This window comes from Ruegeria sp. (assembly GCF_040830605.1).
In the GTDB taxonomy this organism is placed as follows: Bacteria; Pseudomonadota; Alphaproteobacteria; order Rhodobacterales; family Rhodobacteraceae; genus Ruegeria.
In genome coordinates this window covers 82,873-108,952 of sequence record NZ_JBFOMD010000009.1, presented here as the reverse complement: position 1 = coordinate 108,952, position 26,080 = coordinate 82,873, and the positions used below count along the sequence as shown (strand labels likewise).

The window sequence follows — 26,080 nt, the reverse complement described above, 5'->3', positions numbered from 1 at the left end:
ATCCAAGCCACAAGGGCCTCCATGAGTTTGTGGATTCCCGTGACCCTGGCCGCCGCGCTGTTTCAGACGGTGCGGTTCATGCTGCAGAAAACGCTCAGCACCGTGAAGCTGTCGGCGGCGGGGGCGACCTTTGCCCGCTTCGCCTATTCGGCGCCGCTTGCGGTGCTGGGGCTTGCGATCTATCTCGCGGTAAGCGGGCGGGACCTGCCTGTTCTGCCTTGGAAGTTCTGGATGTTCGTGGTCATCGGTGGGACGGCGCAGATTCTGGCCACCATCTGTGTCGTGGCGCTGTTCAAGCAGCGGAACTTTGCGGTGGGGATCACCTTCAAGAAGACCGAGGTGATCCAGACGGTGATTGTCGGGCTGATCCTGTTGGGCGAGGGCGTCTCGCTGGGTGCGCTTGGTGCCATCCTGCTGGGGCTGGCGGCGGTGCTGCTCTTGTCGAAAACACCCGGAGGCGACGGGGCCTGGTGGCGCCACCTGACAAACCGCGCCTCGCAGCTTGGGTTGGGCTCGGGTGTGCTGTTTGCCTTTTCCGCCGTCAGCTATCGCGGCGCCGCATTGGAGCTTGGCGATCTGGACCCGTGGTTCCGGGCGCTGGTCACGCTCGCCGCCGTCACTTCGTTTCAGTTGCTGAGCATGGGGGCGTGGCTGGCGTGGCGCGACCGGGTCGAGTTGCGTGCAGTGTGGGAGACACGGCAGACGGGCGTGTTCGTCGGGCTGACCAGCCTGGGCGGGTCGTTTTGCTGGTTCCTGGCCTTCACTCTGCAGAACGCGGCCTATGTGAAGGCCCTGGGGCAGGTGGAACTGATGTTCAGCCTGATGGCCTCGACCTTGTTTTTCCGCGAGAGCATAACCCGGCGTGAAGTGGCCGGGATCGCCCTGCTGGGTCTTTCAATCTTGGCGCTGGTTTTGGCGATCTGAGACGATGGGGCCTAAGGGCGCGCTAAGCCGCTTGGAAGCGGCTCAAGCGGTTTCGAAACCGCTTCAAGGCGTTTGCAAACGCCTTGGTTCCGGTCCAGCCGTGGTGTGAGGGTCAGCCCGCGCGCCGTTCCTCGAAGCTGAGCGCGATGAAGCTGGGCAGATGGTCGCCCATTCCGACCACGGCCTTGCCACCATCGTCGCGCCGGTCGCGCCCGCGCGACTTGACCTCGCCGGGCTTCTTGCTGCGTGAGCGCTTTTTCTCGGGCTTTGGCGCCATTGTTTCGGCTTCGGTTTCCGGCTCCGGCTTGGCCTCGCGCTTTACCGGATTGTCCAGACGCGGGATCTCTTTCTGGATCAGCTTCTCGATCGCATCCAGCGCCTTTTCATCGCGCGGGATGCAGATGGTGATGGCCTTGCCCTCACGCCCCGCGCGTCCGGTGCGGCCAATGCGGTGCACATAGTCTTCGGGGTGGCCGGGTACGTCGAAATTGAACACGTGGCTGACATTGGGGACATCCAGGCCGCGCGCCGCCACATCCGAAGCTACCAGCAAGCGCAATGAGCCGTCGCGGAACCCGTCCAGCGTCTTGGTCCGCTGCGACTGGTCCAGATCGCCATGGATGGCAGCGGCGTCATAGCCGTATTTCTTGAGCGATTTCGCGCAGATATCCACATCGGTCTTGCGGTTGCAGAAGATGATTGCGTTGGTGCAATTGTCGCCTTCAGCATCGATCAGCTTGCGCAGAACCTTACGTTTCTCGCTGCCCTCGCGGTCGCGGCGCGAGGCTTTGAACTTGACCACGCCCTGTTCGATGGTTTCCGACGCGGTGGCTTGCCGTGCCACCTCGATGCGGGCGGGGGCCGACAGGAATGTGTTGGTGATCCGCTCGATCTCGGGGGCCATCGTGGCCGAGAAGAACAGGGTCTGGCGGGTGAAGGGGGTCAGCGAGAAGATGCGCTCGATATCCGGGATGAAGCCCATGTCGAGCATCCGGTCGGCTTCGTCCACCACCATCACCTGCACGCCGGTCAGCAGCAGTTTGCCGCGCTCGAAATGATCCAGCAGGCGGCCCGGAGTGGCGATCAGAACATCGACGCCCCGGTCGATCAGCGCATCCTGTTCCTTGAAGCTGACGCCGCCAATCAGCAGCGCCTTGGTCAGCTTCACGTGCTTGGCATAGGTGTCGAAGTTTTCCGCCACCTGTGCCGCCAACTCGCGGGTCGGGCACAGCACCAGTGAGCGCGGCATTCGCGCGCGTGCGCGGCCCCGCGCCAGCATGGTGATCATCGGCAGCGTGAAGCTCGCGGTTTTGCCGGTGCCTGTCTGGGCAATGCCTAGAACATCGCGGCCTTCCAGAGCGGGTGGGATGGCACCCTCTTGAATCGGGGTCGGGGTTTCGTACCCGGCTTCCTCAATAGCCTTGAGGACCTTCGGGTTCAGGTTCAGATCGGTGAATTTTGTCATGTATGTCCGGTTAATGCGGACACTGACCTGGCCCGCGCGTATGAATGTAGCCGGGCCCGGGTGGCCATGCGCCCCATGCGCGTTTCGGCTTGAGCGCGGACATAGCAAAAACCCCCGGCAGCGTCAAATCGCGACGTTGGGGCGGAAAATGCACATGATGTGGCGCGGCATTCAGGCGACAGTTGCGGCAAACCCGGGAAAATGTTTCGCAAGCTTGGTGTCGAGATCCAGATCCCGCTGCAGGATCATCTCTGCTTTGCGAAGCCGCTCGCGCACCTCGGGATCGGCGGCGCTGATCTCATCGAAAAAGGCGCGCAGCCCGGTTTCGCCTTCTTCCTGTTCGATGCCGGATAGTAGCTCGTGCATACTCAGACCGCCGTCCTCACGCGGTACGTTGGGGGAGAGGCCCGGGCGATACACACCCTTTTCCAGCCGATAGGGATAGCGCGCGATCCAGTCCTCCCACCCGAGCGCGTGGTTGTGGCACAGGTCGACCTGCGGCAGTTCCACCTCGCAGTCCAGTCTCTGGCGATTGCGAAACAGGCCATGGATGCGGAATCCGATCCCGTCCATACCGGTGCGGGCAAAGATCTTGCCGCCCACATGACTCAGGAAGCCGCCCTTCACAAAGGCGCCGTATCGGGGATAGAGGCCGCACACGATGTCATGCCGGTCGGGGCCGGCCGGGATGAAAGCCTTGTAGAGGTTGCCCGAACCTGACAGCGCCTCGATCGGGCGCACCCGGGCGTAGGGTATGTCCGCTGGCAGCGCGGCCAGCAGGGGGGCCAGAGGTTCGGCCGGCCAGAGAAACTCATCCACGTCGATATGCGCAAGCCAGTCCACATCGGCCCGGGAATAGGCGTGGGTGGCGTTTGCGGTCTGACGTATCTGGTGGCGCCGGGGCCGCTGAGGCTTGCGTCGGCGCCAATAGGTGTCGTCGCAGGTCAGCACACGTACCTTGGGATGGGCTTTGAGCGGGGCGAACGCCTGCGGGTTGGGTTCGTCCAGATACAGAAACAGCCGGTGCGCGCCGAGATCGAGGTGATGGGCGGCAAAGCGCAGAATCTCGTCAGCCGGGGCCTTGATCGTGGCGACGATGCCCCAGGTGCAGCCGTCAGCCATCCGGGTCTTCCCACATGCTTTGCCGGTTCTTGTAATGCTGGATGCGGCCAAAGACGCTGCGCGGGTCGCTCATCACCAGTTTCAGCATTCGGAACCCAAGCGGGCGCAGCACCGGGTCATCTTCGGCATAGCGCCACAGCCGGGCCAGCAGGTTGCGGTCCAGATCGCCCACCCGCAGGGAGTATTCCGGCATGTCGAAGGCCAGGGGCACTTTCAGATGCTTCATGCCCACCATCTCGAACGCCTGATCATTGGGCCGCAGCGAGACGCGGCGCTCGCAGTCGTGCAGCTTGATCAGGTCAAAGAGGATATACAGGCCTTGGCCGCCCAGACGCTGATCCATGGTCTCGCCATGATCGGCAAAGGTGGTCGCGGTCGAGATCAGCCAGCGCACCGGCAACTCTCGCGCCAGATCGGCTCCTTTCTCGTGCCAAATCCGCAAAAACAGCGCCCGCGCCTCGGGCGGAGCCGGCTGGCGGCGCAGCAGCGCGATGCACATGGCGTGGATAAGGTGTAGCTGCGACTGGCCTGCGAATTCCTGCTTCAGCGCGTGGTATTTTCGGCGGGCGTCCTGGGCGTTGCCAAAGCGGACATCCGGATCCGGCGCGTCGACAACCGACCGGGCGAGCATATCCAGATCCACGTCGGCGGGCGGCAGAACCTTCTCGGGGCCGAGATAAGGCACCTCCTTGCGCTCCAGATGACGCATCAGGGAATAGAACCCGCCGGGATAGTTTTCCTTATCGATCATGCGTCGAAACCATACTCACCGATGCCAAACCTACAAGACCGGGTTCGACGCCTTTTGCCCCTCCGAATGCAACCATTGCCCGGCTTGCTATGGCGATGTCTCGTCCTATCGAGCGCGCGACCGCATGGCCACGCGTCTGTTCCTCGTGATCTTGAGACGGCGGAAGATCCCACCGGGATCCCGGTTCAGCTCCGTCAAAAGGTGATCGGCCAGTGGGGCGATGGTGTTGTCCATCAGGGCTCTGGTACAAATGGGCGATCAGGTTGATGTCCAGGCCGCCCTGGACGTGATCCGGGTAGCAATTCGGGCACGATCTGTGTTGTCAGCGCCTCCAGATCCACATCCAGAGGCGGCAGTTTTTCTGGGCCAAAATCGAACGGGTCACGCCGCCCATCATAGCGGCCAGCCCGCCGGAATAGGTGAAGTCGTCGTCGTTCATGCGGCCAGATTTACAGGGCCAGAATTGCCCGTACAATCCGGCAGCCGCGTCACAGCATCATTTCCTTGGTCGCCGTCAGGTTCAACGCGGGATAGTCCCGCACCACCCGGTCGATGTCCCATTGCAGGCGGGTCAGATACACGATGTCACCATCATGATCATGGGCGATGTGCTGTTTGTTGGCGGCCAGGAACTTGTCGATCTCGGCCTTTTCTCCTGACACCCAGCGGGCTGAGGTGAATTGAGAGGCCTCGAAGCGGACCGGCAGGCCGTATTCCAGTTCGATCCGGCTGGCCAGAACCTCGAACTGCAAGGCGCCGACGACGCCGACGATAAAGCCCGAGCCGATGGAGGGCTTGAACACCTTGGCGGCGCCTTCCTCGGCAAACTGCATCAGCGCCTTTTCCAGATGCTTGGCCTTCAGTGGATCGCCCGCGCGCACGCCTTGCAACAGTTCTGGCGCGAATGAGGGGATGCCGGTCACGCGGATCGCCTCACCCTCGGTCAGGGTATCGCCGATGCGCAGTTGACCATGGTTGGGGATGCCGATGATGTCACCGGCCCAGGCCTCTTCGGCCAGTTCGCGGTCGGACGCCAGAAACAGCACCGGGTTCGACACTGCCATCGGTTTCTTGGTGCGCACATGGGTCAGCTTCATGCCGCGCTTGAAATGACCGCTCGCCATGCGCACGAACGCCACCCGGTCGCGGTGCTTGGGGTCCATATTGGCCTGCACCTTGAAGACGAACCCGGCGACTTTCTTTTCCTCGGGCGAGATCTGTCGAGGTTCAGCCGACTGAACCTGCGGCTGCGGGCCATAAGAGCCGATCCCCTCCATCAGTTCTTTCACACCGAACGAGTTGATCGCCGAGCCGAACCAGATCGGGGTCATGTGCCCCTCAAGCACCGCTTGAGGGTCGAGCTTGGGCAGCAATTCGCGTGCCATCTCGACCTCTTCCAGCAGTTTGTCCAGCAGGTCGGCAGGCACATGCTCGGCCAGTTTCGGGTCGTCCAGCCCGTTGATTTCGATGCTTTCGGCCACCTTGTTGCGGTCGGCGCGGTCCATCAGCTCCAGCCGGTCGCGCAACATGTCATAGCAGCCGATGAAATCGCGCCCGACACCGATGGGCCACGAGGCGGGGGTGACGTCGATGGCCAGCATCTCCTGAATTTCGTCGATGATTTCGAACGTATCGCGGCTTTCGCGGTCCATCTTGTTGCAGAAGGTCAGGATTGGCAGATCGCGCAGGCGGCAGACCTCGAACAGCTTCTGCGTCTGGCTTTCCACGCCTTTCGCGCCGTCGATCACCATCACCGCTGCATCCACGGCGGTCAGGGTGCGGTAGGTATCCTCGGAGAAATCGCTGTGGCCGGGCGTGTCCACCAGATTGAACCGGAAGTTGGCATAATCGAACGACATCGCCGAGGCGGAAACCGAAATGCCCCGGTCCTTTTCCATCTGCATGAAATCCGACCGGGTCCGCCGCGCCTCGCCCTTGGCGCGCACCTGACCAGCCATCTGAATGGCGCCCCCATACAGCAGGAACTTTTCGGTCAGAGTCGTCTTGCCCGCATCCGGGTGCGAGATGATGGCGAATGTCCGGCGACGGGCAATCTCGGGCGGCAATACGGGTTGGTTCGAGGCGGTATCAAGCATGAACGCGCGTATAGGTAAGGATTCCGACTGAGGCAAGCCAAAGGGGGTGTCGCGAATCGCGCGGATATGGCAAAGAGAACGTATAGTGAACAAATAATGGAGTGGACCGATGAATTTGAAGGAAATCGCAGATGAACTGGTGGCCGGATGCCGTGAGAACCGGGCCAAGGCCAATCTGGACAAACTCTATGCTGCCGATGCGGTTTCGGTGGAAGCTGCTGACATGCAAGGCATGGGGCGCGAGGCCCAGGGTCTTGAGGCGATCCATGGCAAACATGAATGGTGGGAAAGTGCTAATGAGGTCACCGGTGGCTCGGTCAGTGATCCGTTCTTGCACGGTGATGACCGGTTCGCCGTGGTCTTCGAAGTGCAGGGGACGATGAAGGAAAGCGGCGAAAGCTTCGATATGCGCGAGGTGGCAGTTTACCACGTCGGTGACGGCAAGATCGTGCGCGAGGAGTTTTTCTACTGATCCGATGATATCTGGATTTTTGCCAATGGACGCACTGGCCTGCTGATCCGGGCCAGTGCTAGGTGTGTGCGAATACCTTTGATGGGAGAGCAAGGATGGATCTGGGAATTGCGGGTAAACGCGCGCTGGTCTGCGCCAGTAGCAAGGGGCTGGGGCTGGGCTGTGCCGAGGCTTTGGCTGGGGCTGGTGTTGATCTGGTGATGAACGCGCGCGGGGCCGACGCGCTGGAACAGACCGCCGACCGGATTCGCGCTGAACATGGCGTGCAGGTGCAGACCGTGGCTTGTGATGTGACCACGCCCGAGGGACAGGCGCAGGTGATCGAGGCAGCGCAGGGCGTTGACATTCTGGTGACAAATGCAGGCGGCCCGCCGCCGGGCATGTGGTCGGATTGGGAGCGTGAGGATTTCATCAAGGCGCTCGACGCCAACATGCTGACGCCCATTGCCTTCATGAAAGCGTTGCTTCCGGGGATGATGGAGAAAGGCTGGGGCCGGGTGGTCAACATAACCTCGCAGTCCGTGCGCGCGCCGATTGCCGTGCTGGGTCTGTCGAACGCCGCCCGCACCGGGCTGACCGGCTATGTCGCGGGCACCGCGCGGCAGGTGGCGCCCAAAGGCGTGACCATCAACAACCTGCTGCCGGGTATTCACGCCACAGACCGCGCCGATGCGCTGGATGGTGGCGTGGCCAGCCAAAAGGGCATCTCGCTGGACGAGGCCCGGGCCGAGCGCGCAGCCACGATCCCGGCACGGCGTTACGGCACCCCTCAGGAGTTCGGTGCGGCCTGCGCGTTCCTGTGTTCGCAACATGCCGGGTTCATCGTGGGCCAGAACATCCTGCTGGATGGCGGCGGCACCAACCTGACGATGTGATCATGGCGCAGGGGTTTTCGCTGAAAGATCAGCTTTTTAACGCCGAAAAGACCCGCTATCTGGCGGAGCTTTTTGCGGCCGCCGAGCCCGGGTTCGATGCCGGCGCGTTCGAGGCGCAGGTGATGGCGCGGCTGCCGGAACTGGAGCTCAAGGAGCGGATCAACTGGATCGCAACCTGTCTGGCCGAGGCGCTGCCGGGCGATCTGCCCGAGGTGGCGCCGGTGATCTTGCGGGCGCTGCCGCCGCCTCTTGATCCTTCGCTGAGCGATGACGATTTCGGCGATTTCATCTTTGCGCCTCTGGGCGAGTGGGTGGGGACGGTCGGGCTGGACCATCGGGAGCTTGCGCTTGATGTGATTGAGGCGCTGACCCAGCGCTTTTCGATGGAATGGGCAATCCGGCCATTCCTGAACCGCTGGCCGGGTGAGGTGCTGGACCACATGCAAGCATGGTGCGATCACCCGCATTACCACGTGCGGCGGCTGGTGAGCGAAGGCACGAGGCCACGCTTGCCTTGGGGCATGGCGGTGACGCTGGACCTGACGGACCCGCTGCCGCTGCTCGACCGCCTGCATGGCGACCCCACCCGCTACGTGACCCGCTCGGTGGCCAATCACCTCAACGATATCGCCAAGAAAGAGCCTGAGCTTGTCTTGAAGCAGTTGGCAGCCTGGCGTGAGGAGGGGCGGCAAAAGCCGGAGGAACTGGCCTGGATGACAAGTCACGCCTTGCGGGGGTTGGTCAAGTCGGGGCATCCCGGCGCGATGGCGATGTTGGGCTTCGACCCCGACGTTGTGCTTGAGGTTGCCATAGTCCTTAACGGCGAGGCCCGGATTGGCGAGGCGCTGGAATTCGACCTGCACCTGACTGCACCAGAGCGGCAACCCGTGCTGGTGGATTATATCATTCACTTTCAGCGGCCTGGGGGCAAAGTCTCACCCAAGGTACACAAGCTGAAACAGGCGGTGATCGACGGTGGGGCGCTGAAACTCAGCAAGCGCCACAAGCTGAAAGGCAACGCCACCACCTTCAAGCTGATACCGGGACCGCACCGGTTGGAAATACAGGTGAACGGCCGCGTCCGCGCCGGGGTTGATTTCGAGCTAAAGGCCTGACCCGCCTAGTTGCTGACGCCTTGCGCCCGAGGGGCGGGGTTGTTATCCCCGCCCAAGCCCGATGGATTTGATCGGGAAAGGCAATGGGGTCCATCGGTGACGGTCAAGGCAGATCCTCCGCGTCTGGAAATCCGCAATATGGTGCGCGCGTTTGGCGGGCGTACCGTGGTGGATGACGTTTCGCTGAGTATTCAGGCAGGGCAGGTGACCTGCCTTCTGGGCCCGTCGGGCTGCGGCAAGTCCACGACGCTGCGGATGATCGCCGGGGTCGAGATGCAGGACTGCGGCGAGATCTATGTCGATGGCAAGCTGATTTGCGACACGGTCTTTCGCGTACCGCCCGAGCGGCGCGAGATCGGTCTGATGTTTCAGGACTTTGCCCTGTTTCCGCATCTGAGCGTGGCCGACAACGTGGCCTTTGGCCTGAAGGGCACGAAAGAGAAAAAGCGGGCTCGGGTCGAGGAACTGCTGGCCAAGGTGGATCTGTTGCGCTTCGTCGACGGCTATCCTCATCAGCTTTCGGGTGGCGAGCAGCAGCGCGTTGCACTGGCGCGAGCGTTGGCGCCACGGCCCCGTATCATGCTGATGGACGAGCCGTTTTCGGGCCTCGACAACCGGCTGCGCGACGGCATCCGGGACGAGACGCTGAGCATCCTCAAGGACGAGGACGCCGCCGTTCTGCTGGTCACGCATGAGCCGGAAGAGGCGATGCGCATGGCAGACGAGATCGCGCTGATGCGGCGCGGCAGGATCGTGCAGCAGGGCGCGCCTTATAACGTCTATACCCGGCCCGCAGACAAGGCAGCAGTGGCGTTTTTTAGCGATATCAATGTGTTGAAGGCGCAAGTTAACGGGGCCTTGGCGCAGACACCATTCGGCCAGTTCCTTGCGCCGGGTATTCCCGACGGCACGGATGTCGAGATCGTGTTCCGTCCCCAGCATGTGAAGCTGGACTTCGACCGCGGCGGCAAGGGGCCGATGCCCACCCCAAGCGACGGAGTGGCGGCGCGCGGCGTCGTGCAGCGTGCGCGGTTTCTGGGCAATGAAAGCCTTGTCGAGTTCCGCATGGATCATGACGCTTCGACCCTAAAGGCGACGGTGCCCAACGTGTTCATGCCGCAGCAAGGGCGGGTGATGTGGCTGACCGTGCGGCGGGACCGGTGTTTCGTCTTTCCCGCCTAGGCGCGGGCGGCAGTGCTGGGCAGGCGTATTTTCAGCAAGAAGAAGCGGCGGGCGCATTTTCCTAACGATTGGTGCGCGAATGCCGCAGGTTGGGCCGCGCGATTGCTTGCCGCGATGCGGGGCCGGGTCTATCAAGGGCGAAACCGGGGACGGAGCGGGCGGTATGCGAATTCTTCTGACCAATGATGACGGCATCAGCGCACCGGGGCTGACCGTGCTGGAGGGCATCGCCGCCGAACTGGCGGGGCCGGATGGCGAGGTCTGGATTGTCGCGCCCGCCTTCGAGCAGTCGGGCGTAGGGCACTGCATCAGCTACACCCACCCGATGATGATCGCCGAGATGGGCGAGCGGCGGTTCGCGGCCGAGGGCTCTCCGGCCGATTGCGTTCTGGCCGGGCTGCACGACGTGATGAAGGACAATCCGCCGGATCTGGTGTTGTCCGGCGTCAACCGGGGCAATAACTCGGCCGAAAATGCGTTATATTCCGGAACATTGGGCGGCGCGCTGGAAGCCGCGCTGCAGGGGCTGCCTGCCATCGCCCTGTCGCAGTATTTCGGGCCGCGCAACCTGGGGCTGGAGAACACGTTCGAGACCTCGCAGCGGCATGGGGCCGAGGTGGTGCGCCGGATACTTGATGCCACACCTGCCGAGGACAAGGACTATCGGCTGTTCTACAATGTTAACTTCCCACCCGTTCCGGCGGATGAGGTGTTGGGTACCCGGGTCGTACCGCAGGGGTTCCGCCGCGATACGCATTTCGGGGTCGAGCCGCACAGCTCGCCCTCCGGGCGGCGATTTCTCTGGATCAAGGGCGGCTATCAGCACAACCCGACTGCTCCCGGAACCGATGCGGCGGTGAATTTGGAAGGGTACATCTCGGTCACGCCGATGCGGGCCGATCTGACCGCGCATGATGCGCTGGCGGCACTGAAGGCAATCGAATGAGCGGACCCGATCCGGAAACCAAGATGCAATTCCTCTTTGCGCTGCGGTCCAAGGGGGTAACAGATGCGCGTGTTCTGGCGGCGATGGAGGCGGTCGATCGCGGCCTGTTCGTCAAGGGCCTGTTTGCCGGGCGCGCCTATGAGGACACGCCGCTGCCGATTGCCTGCGGCCAGACCATCAGCCAGCCTTCTGTTGTTGGCCTGATGACGCAGGCTCTGAACGTGCGGTCCCGTGATACTGTGTTGGAGGTGGGCACCGGCTCTGGCTATCAGGCGGCGGTGCTGGCGAAGCTCGCGCGGCGGGTCTACACGGTCGAGCGGCATGCCCGGCTGGTGCGTGAGACCGCGCAGCTGTTCCGTGACCTGCAACTGACCAATATCACTGCATTGCTGTCGGATGGATCCTTTGGATTGCCCGAGCAGGCGCCCTTTGACCGTATCATCGTGACCGCTGCCGCCGAGGACCCTCCGGGCCCGCTCTTGGCGCAGCTTAAAATCGGCGGTATCATGGTGGTACCGGTGGGCCAGTCGGACGCCGTGCAGACCCTGATCAGGGTGCGGCGGACCGAGGATGGCCTGGAATATGACGAGTTACGGCCCGTCCGTTTCGTGCCCTTGCTGGAAGGGCTTGGCAGGGACGGGGCGTAGCGGATTAACAGCGTGGAACGCCAAAACCCCGGTCAACAGGGGGCGGTATTGAGGATAGCGAGATGAATGCAGTTTTCCGAACTGTTTGGGGCCGCCCGATGGCGGCAGTTGCGGCATTGGCGGTGCTGGCGGGCTGCGAAGGGCCGCTGGATTATGACCTGCGTGGAAAGGTCGGCGGCTTTTCGACAACGCCCGCGGCCCAGTCGGCCAGTACGGCACCCCGGCCCAATCCAGATGCGCGCGGTGTGATCACATATCCGAACTATCAGGTGGCGGTGGCCCGGCGCGGTGACCGGCTGGCCGATGTGGCGACCCGTGTCGGGCTGCCGGCAGCCGAGCTTGCGCGTTACAACGGGTTGGACACCGATGTGGCGCTGCGCGAGGGCGAAGTGATTGCATTGCCGCGCGCTGCTGCCGGCACCACTGGCGTCGACATTGCCGCCGTGGCTGGCAGTGCCATCGAAACCGCGCCGGATACCAGCCCGGTTCAGACCACCACTTTGGCGCCCGCCAAACCGGCAGCTCCTGTCGCCGCTGGCCCTGAGCCTGTTCGCCACAAAGTGAAACGGGGTGAGACGGCCTATACGATCTCGCGGCTATATCAGGTGCCGGTCGAGGCGCTGGCCGAGTGGAACGGGTTAGGTTCCGATTTTGGGGTGCGTGAAGGGCAGTATCTGCTGATCCCGGTCAAGGACCAGCCTGCGCCGAAGCGGACTGCGGCTGTAGCGCCGGTCACGGATGTGACGCAGCCGGGGCAGGGCTCTCCGACGCCGACACCGCCCAGTGCGACGCAGCCCTTGCCGGATGAAAAGGTTGCCGCCAAGGCGCCGGAGGAACCGGATGTGAAGGCCGAGGCGCCGAGCAACGCCAGCACTTCGGCACTGGCCCTGCCGGTGTCCGGTAAGATCATCCGGCCTTACAGAAAGGGCAAGAACGAGGGCATCGACATCGCCGCCGCTCCGGGCACGGCGGTGCAGGCCGCGGAGGCGGGGACGGTGGCCGCGATCACTTCGGATGCCGATCAGGTGCCGATCATCGTGGTGCGCCACAAGGATAACCTACTGACGGTCTATGCCAATGTCGAGGGCATCACCGTGGGTAAGGGGGATCGTGTCAAGCGCGGCCAGAAGCTGGCCCAACTGCGTGGCGGTGACAATGCCTATGTGCATTTCGAAGTGCGCAAGGGTTTCGATTCCGTCGATCCGGCGCCGTATCTGAAGTGATCCTGTATGGCCCGTTCCGGGCCGTGCCTTCGGCACGCGTATTTTTGGCAAGAAGAAACGGGGGCGCTCTCAGGGCTGATAGTCACTGAGGCGTTTGCCGGGTTCATCGGTGAACAGTTCGGGTAGCGGCGTAACCTCTTCGATCAAATCCACGCGAAAGACACGGAACGCTTCACGCAACTCGCACCATGCGGTCAGGGTCCAGACGCGGCCCCAGTATTCCATGTGCAGCGGGCGGATGGTGCGTTCCGTCAGTACACCGTCGATGCGGCGATAGGCAAGGTGCAGTTTCTGCCGGGACTTGATCGCGGCGCGCAGCGGCGCCATGTGGCTGAATCCGCGCGCGGCATCGGCAAAGGGGTAGACCGCAAATTTCCAGGCGTCGGCCTCGGCGATGGTCTGGGTCGGCAGTACCGCGTCGATCTTGTTCGCCAGCGACTCGGCAGCGGCCTTGAGTTCGGGATCTGCGGCCTCGGCCACGATGGCCATGCCCAGATTGAGCGCCTCGAGCTCGGCACTGGTCAGGTTGAGCGGCGGCAGCGTGATCTGTTCGCGCACCATGTAGCCCACGCCGCGTTCACCCTCGACCGGTACGCCCGAGGCCGCCAGCGTGTCCATGTCGCGATAGATGGTGCGGACCGAAACCTCAAGCTGGTCGGCGATGTCCTGCGCGCGGTGCAGCTTGCCGTCGCGCAGGATCTGGATGATGTCGAACAGGCGGTCGGTGCGACGCATGGGACTACCCTTGGCCTGCCGGGCTACCTTCCGTCAAGCGCCGTCAGGCGGCCATGTCCCAGTGCACCGCTTCGTGCCGGATCTGAACGCTGTCGGCGGCGATGGCGGCCATCAGAGCCGGGGCGAAGTCCTGCTGCGGAAAGGCTGCTGCCGCCTTCTGCGCCGTTTCCATATCCTGCCAGATCACGTAGTCGGTCCAGCGTCCGTCCGTACCCTGGCTGAGTTGGCGGTGGACGAAACCCGGCGCGGCGCGGACAAACGCCTCGGAGGCCTGGCTGAGCTTGACGAACCTTTCGGGGGTGATGCCATCGGCCAGCGAGAAGGTGACAATTTCGGCGACATGGGTCATTTCGGGTACTCCTGTTTTCGATGTCGATGGGCTGGACCTAGCAGGACACAACTGACATAAACCTGTCAGTTGGACGCGGCGCCAGCGGATTCCGTTCAGATTTGATCGGATTCCCGGGTGATCCGGGGCGCATCCGCTTTTCCCCCGGCGCGCTCCTGCGCTACATCAGGCGCAGAAACATCCTCGGCGCGCGCGCAAAGCGCCCAAAGACGTGAAGGAGACATTCACATGCTGAACAATATCGGACTTCCCGGCCTTCTGCTGATCGCCGTCGTCGTGCTGGTCCTTTTCGGACGCGGCAAGATCAGCTCGCTGATGGGCGAAGTGGGCAAAGGCATCACCGCCTTCAAGAAGGGCGTCAAGGACGGCACCGAAGAGCTGGAGCAGGACGTGGCCGAGACCGCCAAGGACGTGACACCCGAGTCCGAGAAAGACAAGGCGTAAACGCGCATGTTTGATCTGGGCTGGACCGAGCTTCTGGTCATCGGCATCGTCGCGCTGATCGTGGTGGGCCCTAAGGACCTGCCGGTGCTCTTCCGCAATATCGGGCGCTGGGTCGGCAAGGCACGTGGCATGGCGCGCGAGTTCAGCCGGGCGATGAACGAGGCCGCCGACGAAGCCGGGGTGAGCGAGATCCAGAAGGGCATCAAGGCCGCGACCAATCCGATGAGCACCGCCATGGACGGGGTCAAGCAGGCCGCGCAGGACATGGCCAAGGATATCGATCCAACCAAGTTCGACCCCGACAGCGAGACCGGCAAGCTGGCCGCCGAGCGGGCCGAGCAGGCCAAGAAGATCCAGGCCTCGACCGCCCGCGCCGCAGCCGAACGCAAGGCCAAGGAAGCCGCTGAAGCACTGGCAAAGGCCGAAGAGGCCGAGGCCGCGCTCAACACCGAGACCAAATCATGAGCAAGACCGACGAGATCGACGATTCCTCTGCCCCGCTGATCGAGCATCTGGCCGAGCTGCGCACACGGCTGATCCGCTCCGTGATCGCCTTTGTGATCGGCATCGTCGTGGCCTTCACCGTGGCCGAACCGATCCTGCAATTCCTGCTGCATCCGATCGAGGAAACCCTGCGCGAGCTGGGCGATCCGTCGCCGACGATGCAGTACACCTCGCCACAGGAATACCTGTTCACGCTGTTCCGGATCTCGATGGTCTTCGGCTTTGCGCTGGCCTTTCCGGTGATCTCCTACCAGATGTGGCGGTTCGTGGCACCGGGGCTCTATCGCTCTGAAAAGGGCGCCTTCCTGCCGTTCCTCATCGCCTCGCCCTTCATGTTCCTGTTGGGGGCGACATTTGCGCAGTTCGTGGTCACACCGCTGGCGATGCAGTTCTTTCTGGGCTTCGCCGATGTCAGCTCGATCTTCGCCAACCTGCTGACCACTGCCGCAGGTGATGTACCGGCAGAGGTCGCCGTTGTGCCCGAGTCGGCGGACGGGGTGAAGATCACCTTCTTCGGGAAGGTGAACGAGTCGCTCGACATCACGCTAAAATTCATCATCGCCTTCGGCCTTTGTTTCCAACTGCCGGTATTGCTGACGCTGATGGGTAAGGCCGGTCTGGTCAGTGCCGAGGGACTGGGTGCAGTGCGCAAATACGCGATGGTCGGCATTCTGGTTCTGGCCGCACTTGTCACGCCGCCGGACGTGATCACGCAGATCATCCTCTTCACCGTGGTCTACGGTCTCTACGAGGTCTCGATCTTCCTGGTTGCCCGGGTCGAGCAGAAGCGCGAGGCGCAATTGCGCGCCGAAGGCTACTACGATGACGAGGAAGACGAGGATGACGCCATGATGGCCGAGTTCGAAGAGGGCGAAAACAAGTAACCCCGCAGGACGCTTACACATCAAAGGCGCGCCCGATCCGTGGCGCGCCTTTTTTCGTTGCAAGTCTTGCTGCGGCGCCGCGAACATGGTTTGAACCGCCGGAGTATTGGAGGAGCGCATGGAGACCCAAGCCCTGACCCGCATCGCCGAGGCGCTGGAGCGGATGGCGCCCGCGCCGCTGGCCGCCCCCGATTTCAATGCGGCCCCGGCCTTTGTCTGGAATGTGGAGCCGGACCGGCTGGAACCGGTGCATCAGGTCAATCGCGTCGATCTGGACCTGCTGGTGGGCATCAACCGCTCCCGCGACACGTTGCTGGATAACACGCGCCGGTTTGCGAATGGGTTCAAGGCCAACAACGCACTTCTCTGGGGTGCCCGCGGGATGGGCAAATCGAGCCTTGTCAAGGCGGTGCACGGCACCCTGCAGGCCGAACACCCGGACCTGAAGCTGGTTGAACTGCAGCGCGAGGACATGGGCTCGGTTGCGCGCCTGCTCAATCACCTGCGCGCCGCGCCGTACCGGTTCATCCTGTTCTGCGACGACCTGTCCTTCAGCCATGACGATCAGCATTACAAATCGCTCAAGGCGGTGCTGGATGGCGGCATCGAGGGCCGCCCTGAAAACGTCGTCTTCTACGCCACCTCGAACCGCCGCCACCTGATGCCGCGCGACATGATCGAGAACGAACGCTCCAGTGCCATCAACCCCTCCGAGGCGGTCGAGGAAAAGGTCTCGCTCAGCGACCGGTTCGGCCTCTGGCTGGGCTTCCACCCCTGCGATCAGGACGAATACTTGGCGATGATCGACCGCTATTGCGAGGCCTATGGGGTTAGCGTCGCGGCCGAAACCCTGCGCGCCGAGGCTATCGAATGGCAGGCGACACGCGGTGCCCGCTCGGGCCGAGTGGCCTGGCAGTTCTTCGTCGACCTTGCAGGCCGGAACGGTGTCCATATCCAATGAAAATGGCGCCCCGCCTGGCGCCGCCACATCCTCATCTTTTCAAAAATACTCCCGCCGGAGGCTTGGCCCGGAACGGGCCATATTTACAGCACCGCCACAATGCGTGCCGCCTCATCCGCCGGCGCCGTCAACACTGCGCGATCCTCGCCCGGATGGAACCGGGCGCGCAGGGCGGTGGGCATCGGTGCGGGTTCCACGATGGTCACGCGCGGTCCGGTCCTGACCGTCTCGGCGGCCCAGCTGCGCGCCAGCGCCATCTGCGCCGCCTTGCTGGCGCCATAGGCCCCATAGAACTTCTCACCTGCCTTGGGGTCGTCAAAGAACACCGCCTGACCTTCCACGCCCAGGAGCGGTGCCACGTAAGGGATTAGCATCGAGGTCGCGGTGGCGTTGACCGCGACTGATTTGGTCCAGTCCTTGGGATCGACCGAGGGGGCAGGGGTCAGCGGCGCGGTGTGGATCGCGGTGTGCAGCCACAGGTCCAGCTTACCCCAGCGGTCATGGACGCCCCGGCACAGCGTCGCCATGGCTGCAGGCTCGGTGATGTCCATCGGCGCCAGCGTGGCGGACCCGCCTTTGGCGCGGATGCGGTCATCCAGCTCTTCCAGCGCGCCAGTGGTGCGGGCGACGGCGACGATGTGGTGGGTTGGGGCCAGAGCCTCGGCCAGCGCGGCGCCCAGGCCGCGCGAGGCACCGGTGATGAGGGCGAGTTTGGTCTGATCGGTCATGGGCGCGGTTTGAACCCGCGCGCCCGGCCCGTCAAGCCGCGATCAGCTTCCGGGGATGTCGATCCGCCGGGTCTGGCCGCTTTGTCGCAGCAAAACTCCGGTCTTGTCGATGGCCACGACGGTGCCCGAGGCCACCCGGCTGCCCGGCTTGACTTCCTTCACCCGTCCGCTCGACAGGCGCATCAGCGCGCGCAGATCGCTGTCCGGACCGAAGACGCCCAGCACCGAAACGGCGTTCCTGCTCAGCGCGCCCTTCTGCGTGGCCGCGCCCTTGACTTTCGAATTCGACATGATGTGCGGTCCGGGCAAAACCCGGACCCCTTTGATGAGTGGTTGAGGGGCTGGTATCAAACGCCCCGAGGATGGAAAAGGGGCGCTGGATCACAAAGGCGAAACCATGCCGCCACGTCGTTTTACGCTATGAAAAAAGGGCCGAACGGCCCCTTTTCCTGGATCGCATTGTTCCTGCTTGGTTATTCCGCCGCAGGCTGCATTTTGAAACCCTGTTCGACCATATCGGCCGGCGTCACCGGGTACTCGCCCGAGAAACAGGCATCGCAGTATTGCGGGCAGCCCTTGTCGCGCCCTTGCGATTCGCCCACGGCACGGTAGAGCCCGTCGAGCGATATGAATTTCAGGCTGTCGACCGCCAGGTGTTCGGTCATCTCCTGCTCGGTCATGGTCGCAGCCAGCAGCTTTTCGCGTTTTGGTGTATCTACACCATAGAAGCAGGGCCATGCGGTCGGAGGCGAGGCGATGCGGAAATGTACCTCCTTGGCGCCGGCATCCAGGATCATCTCCTTGATCTTGCGGCTGGTGGTTCCGCGCACCACCGAGTCATCCACCAGAATGACCCGTTTGCCCTGAATCAGCGCCCGGTTCACATTCAGTTTCAGCCGTACACCCATGTTGCGGATCTGCTCGGTGGGCTCGATGAAGGTGCGGCCCATATACTGGTTGCGGATGATTCCCATCGCGTAGGGAATGCCCGATTCAAGCGAATAGCCGATGGCCGCGGGCGTGCCGCTGTCCGGCACCGGGCAAACCAGATCGGCCTCGACAGGGCTCTCCTTGGCCAGTTCGCGTCCGATGGCCTCGCGCGTTTCATAGACCGAACGCCCGCCCAGGATCGAGTCGGGGCGTGAGAAATACACGTGCTCGAAGATGCAAAACTTCGACGGTTGCGGCCGGAACGGAAAGTGGGTCTCGACATTGCCGTCCTTGGTGATGACCACCATCTCGCCCGGTTCGATCTCGCGGATGAATTCGGCGCCGATGATGTCCAGCGCGCAGGTTTCAGAGGACAGACACCAGCCATCGCCGATCCTGCCTAGCACCAGTGGGCGCACGCCCAGGGGATCGCGCACGCCGATGAGCTTGGTGCGGGTCATGGCCACGACTGAGAACGCGCCCTCGACCCGGCGCAGCGCGTCCTCCATCCGCTCGGGGATGTTGCGCTGCAACGACCGCGCCATCAGATGGATGATGCATTCGCTGTCCGATGAGCTTTGAAAGATCGAGCCGCGCTCGATCAGTTCCCGCCGCAGTGAGTTGGCATTGGTGATGTTGCCGTTATGGGCAATCGCCGCACCGCCCATCGAGAATTCGCCAAAAAACGGCTGCACGTCGCGGATCGCCGTCTGGCCCTTGGAGCCTGCCGTGGAATAGCGCACATGGCCGATTGCCAGCGGTCCCGGCAGGGTCTTCATGATATTGGCCGAGGTGAAGTTGTCGCGCACATAACCGAAGCGGCGGGCGTTGTTGAACCCTTGCTCGGGGTCATGGCTGACGATGCCGCCGGCCTCTTGTCCCCGATGTTGCAGGGCGTGCAGACCCAATGCGACGAAAGTTGCGGCATCCTTGACGCCGTTGACACCGAATATCCCGCATTCCTCGCGGAGTTTGTCGTCGTCAAAAGGGTGGGTGGGCATCTGCGGGCTTTGCAAGGCAGGCAGCTCCGATTCCATTGCAGGTCTGGCCCCCACATAATGCCTCAGACCGCTGCTGTCATCAAAGGATCACAATCGCGTTTTGCCGCAGGCGGGTTGCGGTTTTCCGGTCACGCGTCGGGCCAACGAAAATGCCCGACCAGAGGCCGGGCATGTGCTCATTCGCGGTGTGGTCGGGATCACTGGGCGCAGGTGCCCACCAGATCCTCGTATTGCTGCGTGACCCAACCCAGCGCCTGTTCGGGGTTCTGTTCCTCGATCTTGTCGCTCATCTGGGCAAAAACCAGTGCCGAGCGGCTTTCATCCACGATGGTGAAATTTTGGCCGGTCATCACGGTGTCGTAGACAAAGAAGGCGATCGCCACCAGCAGGATGCCCCGCGCCACGCCGAAGAAGAACCCAAGCGCCTGATCCAGACCGCCAAGGGCCGAGCGCTGCACCAGCGAGGAAAACAGCGGTGTAAAGACGCTGACCACGATCAACGCCAGCGCAAAGACGGCAGCAAAGGAGGTGATCACCGACAGCTCGCAACTGTCTCTCAGGAATTCGCCCACAACCGGAACCTCGCGGATCAGCGGCATCGCCTGCGGCGCGAAGATGAAGGCCAGGATGGCGGCGCCGACCCAGCCGAGGATCGCCATGGTCTCGCGCACGATGCCCCGCGAATACGCCAGAAGCGCCGATAAAACGATGATCAGGGCAACGACCCCGTCAATAATGGTGAAACCTTCCATGGCCCTCGCCTGTTCTTTCCTCTGCCCTTTTTGGGCGCGATCCTAACCTGCCCCGAACGTTTCGCCAACAAAGCCGGTCAAATCACCGGGCCGGGTCAGTGTCAGTCCTGCAACAGTGCCGGTTTTGCCACCCGCCGGAGCAATCGCGGCTGTGAAACCAAGTTTTTGCGCCTCTTTCAACCTGTTTTCGGTCTGAGAGGCGGGTCTGAGCGCGCCTGAGAGGGAAATCTCGCCGAAAACCACGCAATCGGCGGGCAGGGCGGCGTCTTCGCGCGCACTCAACAGGGCTGCGGCGACGGCCAGATCGGCGGCGGGTTCCGAGATCTTCAGACCGCCGGCCACATTCAGGTAAACGTCAAGCCCGGCAAACGGGATGCCGCAACGCGCCTCGAGCACCGCCAGGATCATCGCCAGCCGCCCGCCATCCCAGCCGACCACGGTGCGGCGGGGCTGCGAATGGGGTGAGGAGGCGACCAGCGCCTGCAGCTCGACCAGCACCGGCCTTGTGCCTTCGATCCCGGCAAAGACGGCGGAGCCGGGGCTGGGGGTGCCGCGTTCGGACAGGAACAGGGCCGAGGGGTTGGTGACCTCGGCCAGTCCGGCGCCGGTCATCTCAAAGACACCGATCTCATCCGCCGGGCCAAAGCGGTTCTTGACCGCGCGCAGGATGCGGAACTGATGGCCGCGTTCGCCTTCGAAATAGAGCACGGTATCGACCATGTGTTCGACCACACGGGGGCCTGCGATCTGGCCGTCCTTGGTGACGTGACCCACCATGATGATCGAGATGCCGTGCCGTTTGGCAAAAGACGTCAGCTCATGCGCGGCGGCGCGGACCTGACTGACCGAACCCGGGGCGCTGTCCACATTGTCGGCCCACATGGTCTGAATCGAATCGATGATCGCGAGGCCGGGTTTTTCGGCCTCGAGCGTAGTGAGGATGTCGCGCAGATTGGTCTCGGCGGCCAGTTGCACCGGTGCATCCGCCAGCCCCAGCCTCCGGGCACGCATGCGAACCTGCGCGCTGGCCTCTTCGCCGGAAACGTAGATCGTCTTGAGCCCGGTGCGGGCGAAGCGAGCGGCGGCTTGCAACAGCAGGGTGGATTTGCCGATCCCCGGATCACCGCCCACGAGGATCGCCGAGGCGGGTACCAGCCCACCGCCCAGCACCCGGTCCAGTTCGGCCACGCCACAGAGCGTGCGGGGCGGAGGTGCTTCTTCGGTGGCAAGATCGGACAACGCGATGGCCTGTCCGCGCCGGGTGCCCAGCGATTTTGAGGCGGGGCCAGCGGACAGCGGCGCCTCTTGCACGATTGTGTTCCACGCGCCGCAGCCGTCGCAGCGTCCGGTCCAGCGGGCATGCGCGGCCCCGCAGGCGGAGCAGGAGAAAGATTTCGTCTTTGCCATGCCGCCCTTGGTGCCCGAGGCGGGGCGGCTCTTCAAGCCCTTGCGGGCATTCATCGCCGCCGGTGGCTCGGCCTCTCCTCAGGCCCGGCGGGCCCTCGTCGCGGCCGGGCGGCCCTGACGGGCCTTGGCGCCTACTCCGCGGCGCGGGGCGGTTGCATGGCGATGACGCTGGCGGCCGAGGGATCGCTGCCGTCGGGCGGCGAGCGGAGCTGGGCCGAAAGCTCGGGCAGCAGCTCGAACAGTTCGTCGCGCAGCCGGGCGAGGTGGGATTTGGCGATGGCCTCTTCGATCTCGACATCGCGGGTCCATTGCCGCAGCTCGTGCATGATGATCTTGGCCTCTTCCAGCCGTTCGGTGAACTGCGCCATCTCCTCCTGCCGCTGCCGCAAGAAGGTGCGGGCGCGTTCGACCTTGGCATCGGAATAGACCTCGGCGATTTCATGGCTGACCTGGCTCATCTGCGCGGCCAGTTCCAGCACGCCGGGTTCCAGATCGCCCAGATCGGGATGCTGGCTGAGAAACGCCAGCCGTTCCTTGACCGCGTCGAACTCGGAGGCAAGTTGAAATTGCTCACCACGGTCTGCGCGATGGGCGATCCGGTAGGCCTGCACCACGTCCTGCATCCCGAGCGCAAAGCTGCGATGCGTGTGCTCAAGCGCCATGATGCGAGCATTTGCGGGCAGGTAGAAGGCCAGCATCACGATCAGGGCCGTGAGTGCGACCTGAGCGATCATGCCGGCCTGTGGATGCAGGGTGTCGCCCAGCCCGGCCTGAACCGAGAGCCACGGCCAGACGCCAACAGCGGCCAGTAAAGTGGCGGTCACGGACAGTAGGGCGGCAACGCAGATCAGAGCAAAGGTCAGGCGAAAAAACCAAGTGTGTAGTAGATAAATGACTGTGTGAAGGGCGGTCATAAAAACCCTCTCCTTTCGAAACCGGACTTGTGCCGGACCCGGGTGGGAGAGCCATGAACCAATCAGGACGATCCGCAACGGATCCAAACTCGAAATAAACTTTGCTGCTCGAATGCCCCGATGATAGCATAAATTATCGTTTTTAATCAATCATATGTTGTTTCATCTTTGTTTCAGTGAGGTGTCCCAGCAGGAATGAGACCAGAATGCAGCCGGTGAAGAGATAGAGGCCCCAGGCGGTCTCGATCGTTGCGTAGGAAATGCCTTTGGCCAACGTGATGTAGAGCGCGATGAGAAAGATGTCGGCCATGGCGAGCTTGCCGAGGATGTGCAGGACGGGTTGCACACGTGGGTCGAGAAGTTGCCACTGCACCAGCGCCAGACCGATGGTTTTGAGATAGGGCGCGAAGAGGGCGAAGGCGGTGACCACAAGGGCCAGGAATACGTCCGAGCGCCAGAGCGACTGCAGTCCGGTAATGACGCTGATTTCGCTGAGGCCAAAGATCGGCAGGAGACCGGCTCGCATTAGCGGGGCGAACCACGCGATGGGGTAGAGGATCAGGAGAGAGAGGGTGGCGAGGCGGACGGGCATGGGCCAAGAGGTAGGGGGTTTGGGGGCTGTGCGCAACGATTTGGGCGCGCGATAGGTTACACAAAGTTCGACGACTTATGCTGTGGATGCTTTTACTGAGGTATCGCGTTGATGCCAGGCGGGGCGGCGGAAGGCCGCACGGATTATCCCAAGTACAGCACGCCGAAAACCACATATGCTGTGACCAGCGTCAAAACTATGGAGATGGCTGCCAAAACCGGTGCGGTACCCTTGACCAAAGCGCGGATGAGAAGCCCAATGATGGCGGACCAACTCAGGATTATCGGCAGGACAGGTATCCAACTTTGTATGAGCCAGGCCGGCGAAGCGCCGGACAGAAAGAAAGAAAAGAGAATCCAGGCGCAAACGAAAACCGGCAACGCGATAAGAGAGGTTCCGGTGAGTCGAAGGGGTGTAACCCGCCGCAACTTCCAACCGGTCGCCATTGTCGAAACGGCAGCCCCGAAAGGGCTGGCCAGCATAAGAGCTAGCATCGTGGCGTTCACCGCACTGCCTCGATCGGCCCCTCGGCGCTGCCGGTGATGAACTGCTCCAGATAGGGATCGCCCGAGGCGTCCATCTGGTTCACAGGCCCCGTCCACTGGATCACCCCGTCATGCAACATCGCCACGTTGTCGGCAATCGCGCGGACCGAACTCATGTCGTGGGTGATGGTCATCGCAGTGGCCCCCATCTCGACCACGATCTCGCGGATCAGGTCGTTGATGACGCCGGACATGATTGGGTCCAGACCGGTGGTGGGCTCGTCAAAAAAGATGATCTCGGGCTCGGCGGCGATGGCGCGGGCCAGACCCACGCGTTTCTGCATCCCGCCCGACAGTTCCGAGGGGTAGAGGTCGGCCACCTTGGCGCGCAAGCCGACGCGGCGGAGTTTCTCGATGGCGATCTCGCGCGCCTCGTCTGCCGGGCGTTTCAGCGAGCCGCGCAGCAAGCGGAAGGCCACGTTCTGCCAGACGGGCAGGGAGTCGAATAGCGCACCACCCTGAAACAGCATCCCGAACCTGGCCAGAAACGCATCCCGGTCGCCGGTTGAGGCGTCCTTGCCGTCCACATAGATCTTGCCGCTATCGGGCGCGATCAGCCCGAGGATGCATTTCAGCGCCACCGATTTGCCGGTGCCCGACCCGCCGATGATGACCATGGACGAGCCCTTGGGAATCTCCAGGTTCAGGCCCTGCAACACGCTGTTGTCGCCAAAGGCCTTGTGCACGTTCTCCATCCGGATCATAGCGAGAAAAACACCCCCGTGAGAACGAAGTTGGCGGCCAAGATCAGCACGGCTGCTGCCTCGACCGAGCCCTTGGTGGCGCGGCCCACGCCCTGCGCGCCGCGGCCCGAGTTCATGCCGTAATAGCAGCCCATGACGGCGGCGATGACGCCGAAGGCGGCACCCTTGACCAGCGACGAGACGATATCGCGCAATTCAAGAAAGTCCACGGTGTTCTTCAGGTAAGCCGCTGAGTTAAAACCCAGATTCTGCGTGGCAACCGTATAGCCCCCGGCGATGCCGATGATGTCGCCCACGCCCACCAGCGCCGGCACCGTGACCAGCGCGGCCAGCACGCGGGGGGCGGTCAGGTATTTCATCGGATGGGTCGAGAGCGTGACCAGCGCGTCGATCTGCTCGGTCACTTTCATCGTGGCGATCTCGGCGGCGATGGATGACGTTACGCGCGCCGCGATCATCAGGCCCACCAGCACCGGGCCCAGTTCGCGCACCATGCCGATGGCGACGATCTGCGGCACCACGGCCTCGGCATTGAAGCGGGCGCCGCCGGCATAGATCTGCAGCGCCAGCGCGCCGCCGGTGAAGATGGCGGTCAGGCCGACAACCGGCAGCGACAGCCAGCCGATGTTCAGCAGCGCCCAGAAGAATTCGCGCGGGTAATAGGGCGGGCGAAAGACATGCGACAACGCATCGAGGCCGAACAGGGCCACGCGGCCAAAGGCGGCCAGCACGGTCAGGACAACACGGCCGATCCGGGCCAGAAGGCGGGCAGGGGTCATGCCACGTAGTCCCGGGCATAGCGCGCACCGAGCGAGGTGAGGATTTCATAGCCGATGGTGCCAGCAGCCTCGGCCAGATCGTCCACGGTCTGATGCCCGTTGAGGATGCGCAGGCTGTCGGGGATATCCTGCACGTCCGTAACGTCCACGGTGATCAGGTCCATCGAGACCCGGCCCACCATCGGGCAGGGTTGACCATTGGCGAACGCGTCGATGCCACCGCCGATAGCGCGCTGCAGCCCGTCGGCATATCCGGCGGACACGGTGGCGATGCGTGAGGCCCGGCGCGCGGTCCAGGTGTTGCCATAGCCCACGGTCTCACCCGCGGCGACGTCGCGCACCTGAATGACCGGCAGATCGACGGTGATAACAGGGCGTGCCTCGGTAAAAGGCAGGCCGCCATAAAGGCCGACTCCGGGACGGCAGAGATCGAAGTGATACTCCGGCCCGAGCAGCAGGCCCCCGGTGGCGGCCAGCGAGCGAGGCACCTGAATGCCGTCGGTGATTTCCTTGAAATTGCGCAGCTGACGCTGGTTCATCCGGTGATCGGGCTCATCGGCGCAGGCCAGATGCGACATGATCAGAACCGGCTTTTTGCCAAGCGCGATGTCGCGCAGCGCGATCCAGTCGACCGGCTCGATGCCCAGCCGGTTCATGCCGCTGTCGAGCTGGATGCCAAAGCGATGATCGGGCAGTGCCTCGAAGTGGCGCAGTAACTGCTCGCCCGAGTTCAGCATCGGCACCAGATCGTGATCGCGCAGCAATTCGGTGTCGCCCTGCATATGGCCCGAGAACACGCCGATCATCGGACCGGGCCCAACGGCGCGTCGCACGGCTGCGCCTTCTTCTGCGACTGCAACAAAAAAGGTACAGGCGCCCGCCCCGGCCAAGGCCTTAGCGGCGGGCTCCACGCCCAAGCCATAGGCATCCGCCTTGACCACGGCGGCGGTCTCGACACCCGTTTTTGCGTCAAGCGCCCGCCAGTTGTCGGCGAGCGCGGTCAGATCGATGGTCAGTCGTGCAGTACTCATGG

At 63.2% G+C, this 26,080-nt stretch carries 28 protein-coding genes; 12 read left to right on the top strand and 16 right to left on the bottom strand.

Going from position 1 to position 26,080, the window contains the following annotated elements; all coding sequences use genetic code 11:
• Positions 1-21 precede the first annotated feature (21 nt).
• Positions 22-924, top strand: coding sequence for an EamA family transporter (locus AB3N21_RS14465; protein ID WP_367935874.1), 903 nt, complete (start codon positions 22-24; stop codon positions 922-924).
• Positions 925-1,036: 112 nt separating this feature from the next.
• On the opposite strand, the gene AB3N21_RS14460 is transcribed toward AB3N21_RS14465, so the two are convergent.
• The 4 genes from AB3N21_RS14460 to AB3N21_RS14445 form a co-directional block, all read right to left on the bottom strand.
• Positions 1,037-2,389 (bottom strand): DEAD/DEAH box helicase, encoded by a 1,353-nt coding sequence (locus AB3N21_RS14460; RefSeq protein ID WP_367935873.1) that lies wholly within the window; start codon positions 2,387-2,389, stop codon positions 1,037-1,039.
• Positions 2,390-2,560: 171 nt separating this feature from the next.
• Positions 2,561-3,511, bottom strand: a complete 951-nt coding sequence (locus AB3N21_RS14455; RefSeq protein ID WP_367935872.1) for a glycosyltransferase family 2 protein — start codon at positions 3,509-3,511, stop codon at positions 2,561-2,563.
• Positions 3,504-4,262, bottom strand: a complete 759-nt coding sequence (locus AB3N21_RS14450; protein WP_367935871.1) for a hypothetical protein — start codon at positions 4,260-4,262, stop codon at positions 3,504-3,506. Before AB3N21_RS14450 ends, AB3N21_RS14455 begins: the two co-directional genes overlap by 8 nt.
• A gap of 488 nt (positions 4,263-4,750) precedes the next feature.
• Entirely contained in the window at positions 4,751-6,358 is a 1,608-nt protein-coding gene (locus tag AB3N21_RS14445; protein ID WP_367935870.1) for a peptide chain release factor 3, read from the bottom strand.
• Between the two features lie 109 nt (positions 6,359-6,467).
• On the opposite strand from AB3N21_RS14445, the gene AB3N21_RS14440 reads away from it, so the two are divergent.
• The 7 genes from AB3N21_RS14440 (at position 6,468) to AB3N21_RS14410 (ending at position 12,818) form a co-directional block, all read left to right on the top strand.
• The gene (locus tag AB3N21_RS14440; protein ID WP_367935869.1) at positions 6,468-6,830 is read left to right on the top strand and encodes a SnoaL-like domain-containing protein; all 363 of its coding nucleotides are present in this window, start codon (positions 6,468-6,470) and stop codon (positions 6,828-6,830) included.
• Positions 6,831-6,925: 95 nt separating this feature from the next.
• Positions 6,926-7,705, top strand: coding sequence for an SDR family oxidoreductase (locus AB3N21_RS14435; protein WP_367935868.1), 780 nt, complete (start codon positions 6,926-6,928; stop codon positions 7,703-7,705).
• A gap of 2 nt (positions 7,706-7,707) precedes the next feature.
• Positions 7,708-8,820, top strand: coding sequence for a hypothetical protein (locus tag AB3N21_RS14430; RefSeq protein WP_367935867.1), 1,113 nt, complete (start codon positions 7,708-7,710; stop codon positions 8,818-8,820).
• Between the two features lie 138 nt (positions 8,821-8,958).
• Positions 8,959-10,002: an ABC transporter ATP-binding protein gene (locus AB3N21_RS14425; RefSeq protein ID WP_367936141.1), complete on the top strand. Its 1,044-nt coding sequence runs from the start codon at positions 8,959-8,961 to the stop codon at positions 10,000-10,002.
• Between the two features lie 163 nt (positions 10,003-10,165).
• On the top strand, positions 10,166-10,948 hold the full coding sequence (gene surE, locus AB3N21_RS14420; protein WP_367935866.1) for a 5'/3'-nucleotidase SurE: 783 nt from the start codon (positions 10,166-10,168) through the stop codon (positions 10,946-10,948).
• Complete coding sequence (locus AB3N21_RS14415; RefSeq protein WP_171174315.1) at positions 10,945-11,595, top strand: protein-L-isoaspartate(D-aspartate) O-methyltransferase; 651 nt, start codon at positions 10,945-10,947, stop codon at positions 11,593-11,595. Before surE ends, AB3N21_RS14415 begins: the two co-directional genes overlap by 4 nt.
• A gap of 62 nt (positions 11,596-11,657) precedes the next feature.
• Positions 11,658-12,818, top strand: a complete 1,161-nt coding sequence (locus AB3N21_RS14410; RefSeq protein WP_367935865.1) for a LysM peptidoglycan-binding domain-containing protein — start codon at positions 11,658-11,660, stop codon at positions 12,816-12,818.
• 69 nt (positions 12,819-12,887) lie between these two features.
• Here AB3N21_RS14410 and AB3N21_RS14405 read toward each other — a convergent pair whose 3' ends face one another.
• Positions 12,888-13,553 (bottom strand): helix-turn-helix transcriptional regulator, encoded by a 666-nt coding sequence (locus AB3N21_RS14405; RefSeq protein WP_367935864.1) that lies wholly within the window; start codon positions 13,551-13,553, stop codon positions 12,888-12,890.
• 43 nt (positions 13,554-13,596) lie between these two features.
• Positions 13,597-13,902 (bottom strand): hypothetical protein, encoded by a 306-nt coding sequence (locus AB3N21_RS14400; protein WP_367935863.1) that lies wholly within the window; start codon positions 13,900-13,902, stop codon positions 13,597-13,599.
• Between the two features lie 228 nt (positions 13,903-14,130).
• Here AB3N21_RS14400 and AB3N21_RS14395 point away from each other — a divergent pair, with 228 nt between their 5' ends.
• From AB3N21_RS14395 to AB3N21_RS14380, 4 genes are all read left to right on the top strand, one after another.
• Positions 14,131-14,346 (top strand): twin-arginine translocase TatA/TatE family subunit, encoded by a 216-nt coding sequence (locus AB3N21_RS14395; RefSeq protein WP_171174307.1) that lies wholly within the window; start codon positions 14,131-14,133, stop codon positions 14,344-14,346.
• A 6-nt stretch (positions 14,347-14,352) separates the two neighbouring features.
• On the top strand, positions 14,353-14,811 hold the full coding sequence (tatB, locus tag AB3N21_RS14390) for a Sec-independent protein translocase protein TatB (RefSeq protein ID WP_367935862.1): 459 nt from the start codon (positions 14,353-14,355) through the stop codon (positions 14,809-14,811).
• Entirely contained in the window at positions 14,808-15,734 is a 927-nt protein-coding gene (locus AB3N21_RS14385) for a twin-arginine translocase subunit TatC (protein WP_367935861.1), read from the top strand. The genes tatB and AB3N21_RS14385 overlap by 4 nt, the downstream gene beginning before the upstream one ends.
• A 118-nt stretch (positions 15,735-15,852) precedes the next feature.
• Positions 15,853-16,695 carry an ATP-binding protein gene (locus AB3N21_RS14380; protein ID WP_367935860.1) on the top strand — a complete coding sequence of 281 codons (843 nt, stop codon included), beginning with the start codon at positions 15,853-15,855 and terminating at the stop codon, positions 16,693-16,695.
• A gap of 83 nt (positions 16,696-16,778) precedes the next feature.
• On the opposite strand, the gene AB3N21_RS14375 is transcribed toward AB3N21_RS14380, so the two are convergent.
• From AB3N21_RS14375 to alr, 10 genes are all read right to left on the bottom strand, one after another.
• Positions 16,779-17,423, bottom strand: coding sequence for an SDR family NAD(P)-dependent oxidoreductase (locus AB3N21_RS14375; RefSeq protein WP_367935859.1), 645 nt, complete (start codon positions 17,421-17,423; stop codon positions 16,779-16,781).
• A 42-nt stretch (positions 17,424-17,465) separates the two neighbouring features.
• Complete coding sequence (locus AB3N21_RS14370; protein WP_367935858.1) at positions 17,466-17,714, bottom strand: hypothetical protein; 249 nt, start codon at positions 17,712-17,714, stop codon at positions 17,466-17,468.
• A 182-nt stretch (positions 17,715-17,896) separates the two neighbouring features.
• The gene (gene purF, locus AB3N21_RS14365) at positions 17,897-19,354 is read right to left on the bottom strand and encodes an amidophosphoribosyltransferase (RefSeq protein ID WP_367935857.1); all 1,458 of its coding nucleotides are present in this window, start codon (positions 19,352-19,354) and stop codon (positions 17,897-17,899) included.
• 197 nt (positions 19,355-19,551) lie between these two features.
• Complete coding sequence (locus AB3N21_RS14360; RefSeq protein WP_171174294.1) at positions 19,552-20,106, bottom strand: CvpA family protein; 555 nt, start codon at positions 20,104-20,106, stop codon at positions 19,552-19,554.
• A gap of 42 nt (positions 20,107-20,148) precedes the next feature.
• Positions 20,149-21,513, bottom strand: coding sequence for a DNA repair protein RadA (radA, locus tag AB3N21_RS14355; protein WP_367935856.1), 1,365 nt, complete (start codon positions 21,511-21,513; stop codon positions 20,149-20,151).
• A gap of 131 nt (positions 21,514-21,644) precedes the next feature.
• On the bottom strand, positions 21,645-22,427 hold the full coding sequence (locus tag AB3N21_RS14350; RefSeq protein ID WP_367935855.1) for a DNA repair protein: 783 nt from the start codon (positions 22,425-22,427) through the stop codon (positions 21,645-21,647).
• A 142-nt stretch (positions 22,428-22,569) separates the two neighbouring features.
• Entirely contained in the window at positions 22,570-23,019 is a 450-nt protein-coding gene (locus tag AB3N21_RS14345; RefSeq protein ID WP_367935854.1) for a paraquat-inducible protein A, read from the bottom strand.
• Between the two features lie 502 nt (positions 23,020-23,521).
• A complete protein-coding gene (locus tag AB3N21_RS14340; protein WP_367935853.1) occupies positions 23,522-24,268 on the bottom strand; it encodes an ABC transporter ATP-binding protein in 747 nt (248 codons plus the stop codon).
• Positions 24,265-25,047, bottom strand: a complete 783-nt coding sequence (locus AB3N21_RS14335; protein ID WP_367935852.1) for an MlaE family ABC transporter permease — start codon at positions 25,045-25,047, stop codon at positions 24,265-24,267. The genes AB3N21_RS14340 and AB3N21_RS14335 overlap by 4 nt, the downstream gene beginning before the upstream one ends.
• A complete protein-coding gene (alr, locus tag AB3N21_RS14330) occupies positions 25,044-26,078 on the bottom strand; it encodes an alanine racemase (protein WP_367935851.1) in 1,035 nt (344 codons plus the stop codon). Before alr ends, AB3N21_RS14335 begins: the two co-directional genes overlap by 4 nt.
• Positions 26,079-26,080 lie beyond the last annotated feature (2 nt).

Excerpts from the sequence above, each read along its gene's own strand:
- AB3N21_RS14350 (WP_367935855.1), bottom strand. The coding sequence starts at position 22,427 with ATGACCGCCCTTCACACAGTCATTTATCTACTACACACTTGGTTTTTT.
- AB3N21_RS14345 (WP_367935854.1), bottom strand. The coding sequence starts at position 23,019 with ATGCCCGTCCGCCTCGCCACCCTCTCTCTCCTGATCCTCTACCCCATC.
- AB3N21_RS14405 (WP_367935864.1), bottom strand. The coding sequence starts at position 13,553 with ATGCGTCGCACCGACCGCCTGTTCGACATCATCCAGATCCTGCGCGAC.
- AB3N21_RS14435 (WP_367935868.1), top strand. The coding sequence starts at position 6,926 with ATGGATCTGGGAATTGCGGGTAAACGCGCGCTGGTCTGCGCCAGTAGC.
- AB3N21_RS14440 (WP_367935869.1), top strand. The coding sequence starts at position 6,468 with ATGAATTTGAAGGAAATCGCAGATGAACTGGTGGCCGGATGCCGTGAG.
- AB3N21_RS14375 (WP_367935859.1), bottom strand. The coding sequence starts at position 17,423 with ATGACCGATCAGACCAAACTCGCCCTCATCACCGGTGCCTCGCGCGGC.
- AB3N21_RS14425 (WP_367936141.1), top strand. The coding sequence starts at position 8,959 with ATGGTGCGCGCGTTTGGCGGGCGTACCGTGGTGGATGACGTTTCGCTG.
- AB3N21_RS14410 (WP_367935865.1), top strand. The coding sequence starts at position 11,658 with ATGAATGCAGTTTTCCGAACTGTTTGGGGCCGCCCGATGGCGGCAGTT.
- AB3N21_RS14385 (WP_367935861.1), top strand. The coding sequence starts at position 14,808 with ATGAGCAAGACCGACGAGATCGACGATTCCTCTGCCCCGCTGATCGAG.
- AB3N21_RS14340 (WP_367935853.1), bottom strand. The coding sequence starts at position 24,268 with ATGATCCGGATGGAGAACGTGCACAAGGCCTTTGGCGACAACAGCGTG.
- AB3N21_RS14335 (WP_367935852.1), bottom strand. The coding sequence starts at position 25,047 with ATGACCCCTGCCCGCCTTCTGGCCCGGATCGGCCGTGTTGTCCTGACC.
- radA (WP_367935856.1), bottom strand. The coding sequence starts at position 21,513 with ATGGCAAAGACGAAATCTTTCTCCTGCTCCGCCTGCGGGGCCGCGCAT.
- AB3N21_RS14445 (WP_367935870.1), bottom strand. The coding sequence starts at position 6,358 with ATGCTTGATACCGCCTCGAACCAACCCGTATTGCCGCCCGAGATTGCC.
- AB3N21_RS14430 (WP_367935867.1), top strand. The coding sequence starts at position 7,708 with ATGGCGCAGGGGTTTTCGCTGAAAGATCAGCTTTTTAACGCCGAAAAG.
- AB3N21_RS14415 (WP_171174315.1), top strand. The coding sequence starts at position 10,945 with ATGAGCGGACCCGATCCGGAAACCAAGATGCAATTCCTCTTTGCGCTG.
- purF (WP_367935857.1), bottom strand. The coding sequence starts at position 19,354 with ATGCCCACCCACCCTTTTGACGACGACAAACTCCGCGAGGAATGCGGG.
- AB3N21_RS14360 (WP_171174294.1), bottom strand. The coding sequence starts at position 20,106 with ATGGAAGGTTTCACCATTATTGACGGGGTCGTTGCCCTGATCATCGTT.
- AB3N21_RS14380 (WP_367935860.1), top strand. The coding sequence starts at position 15,853 with ATGGAGACCCAAGCCCTGACCCGCATCGCCGAGGCGCTGGAGCGGATG.
- surE (WP_367935866.1), top strand. The coding sequence starts at position 10,166 with ATGCGAATTCTTCTGACCAATGATGACGGCATCAGCGCACCGGGGCTG.
- AB3N21_RS14450 (WP_367935871.1), bottom strand. The coding sequence starts at position 4,262 with ATGATCGATAAGGAAAACTATCCCGGCGGGTTCTATTCCCTGATGCGT.
- AB3N21_RS14395 (WP_171174307.1), top strand. The coding sequence starts at position 14,131 with ATGCTGAACAATATCGGACTTCCCGGCCTTCTGCTGATCGCCGTCGTC.
- AB3N21_RS14370 (WP_367935858.1), bottom strand. The coding sequence starts at position 17,714 with ATGTCGAATTCGAAAGTCAAGGGCGCGGCCACGCAGAAGGGCGCGCTG.
- tatB (WP_367935862.1), top strand. The coding sequence starts at position 14,353 with ATGTTTGATCTGGGCTGGACCGAGCTTCTGGTCATCGGCATCGTCGCG.
- AB3N21_RS14465 (WP_367935874.1), top strand. The coding sequence starts at position 22 with ATGAGTTTGTGGATTCCCGTGACCCTGGCCGCCGCGCTGTTTCAGACG.
- AB3N21_RS14460 (WP_367935873.1), bottom strand. The coding sequence starts at position 2,389 with ATGACAAAATTCACCGATCTGAACCTGAACCCGAAGGTCCTCAAGGCT.
- alr (WP_367935851.1), bottom strand. The coding sequence starts at position 26,078 with ATGAGTACTGCACGACTGACCATCGATCTGACCGCGCTCGCCGACAAC.
- AB3N21_RS14400 (WP_367935863.1), bottom strand. The coding sequence starts at position 13,902 with ATGACCCATGTCGCCGAAATTGTCACCTTCTCGCTGGCCGATGGCATC.
- AB3N21_RS14455 (WP_367935872.1), bottom strand. The coding sequence starts at position 3,511 with ATGGCTGACGGCTGCACCTGGGGCATCGTCGCCACGATCAAGGCCCCG.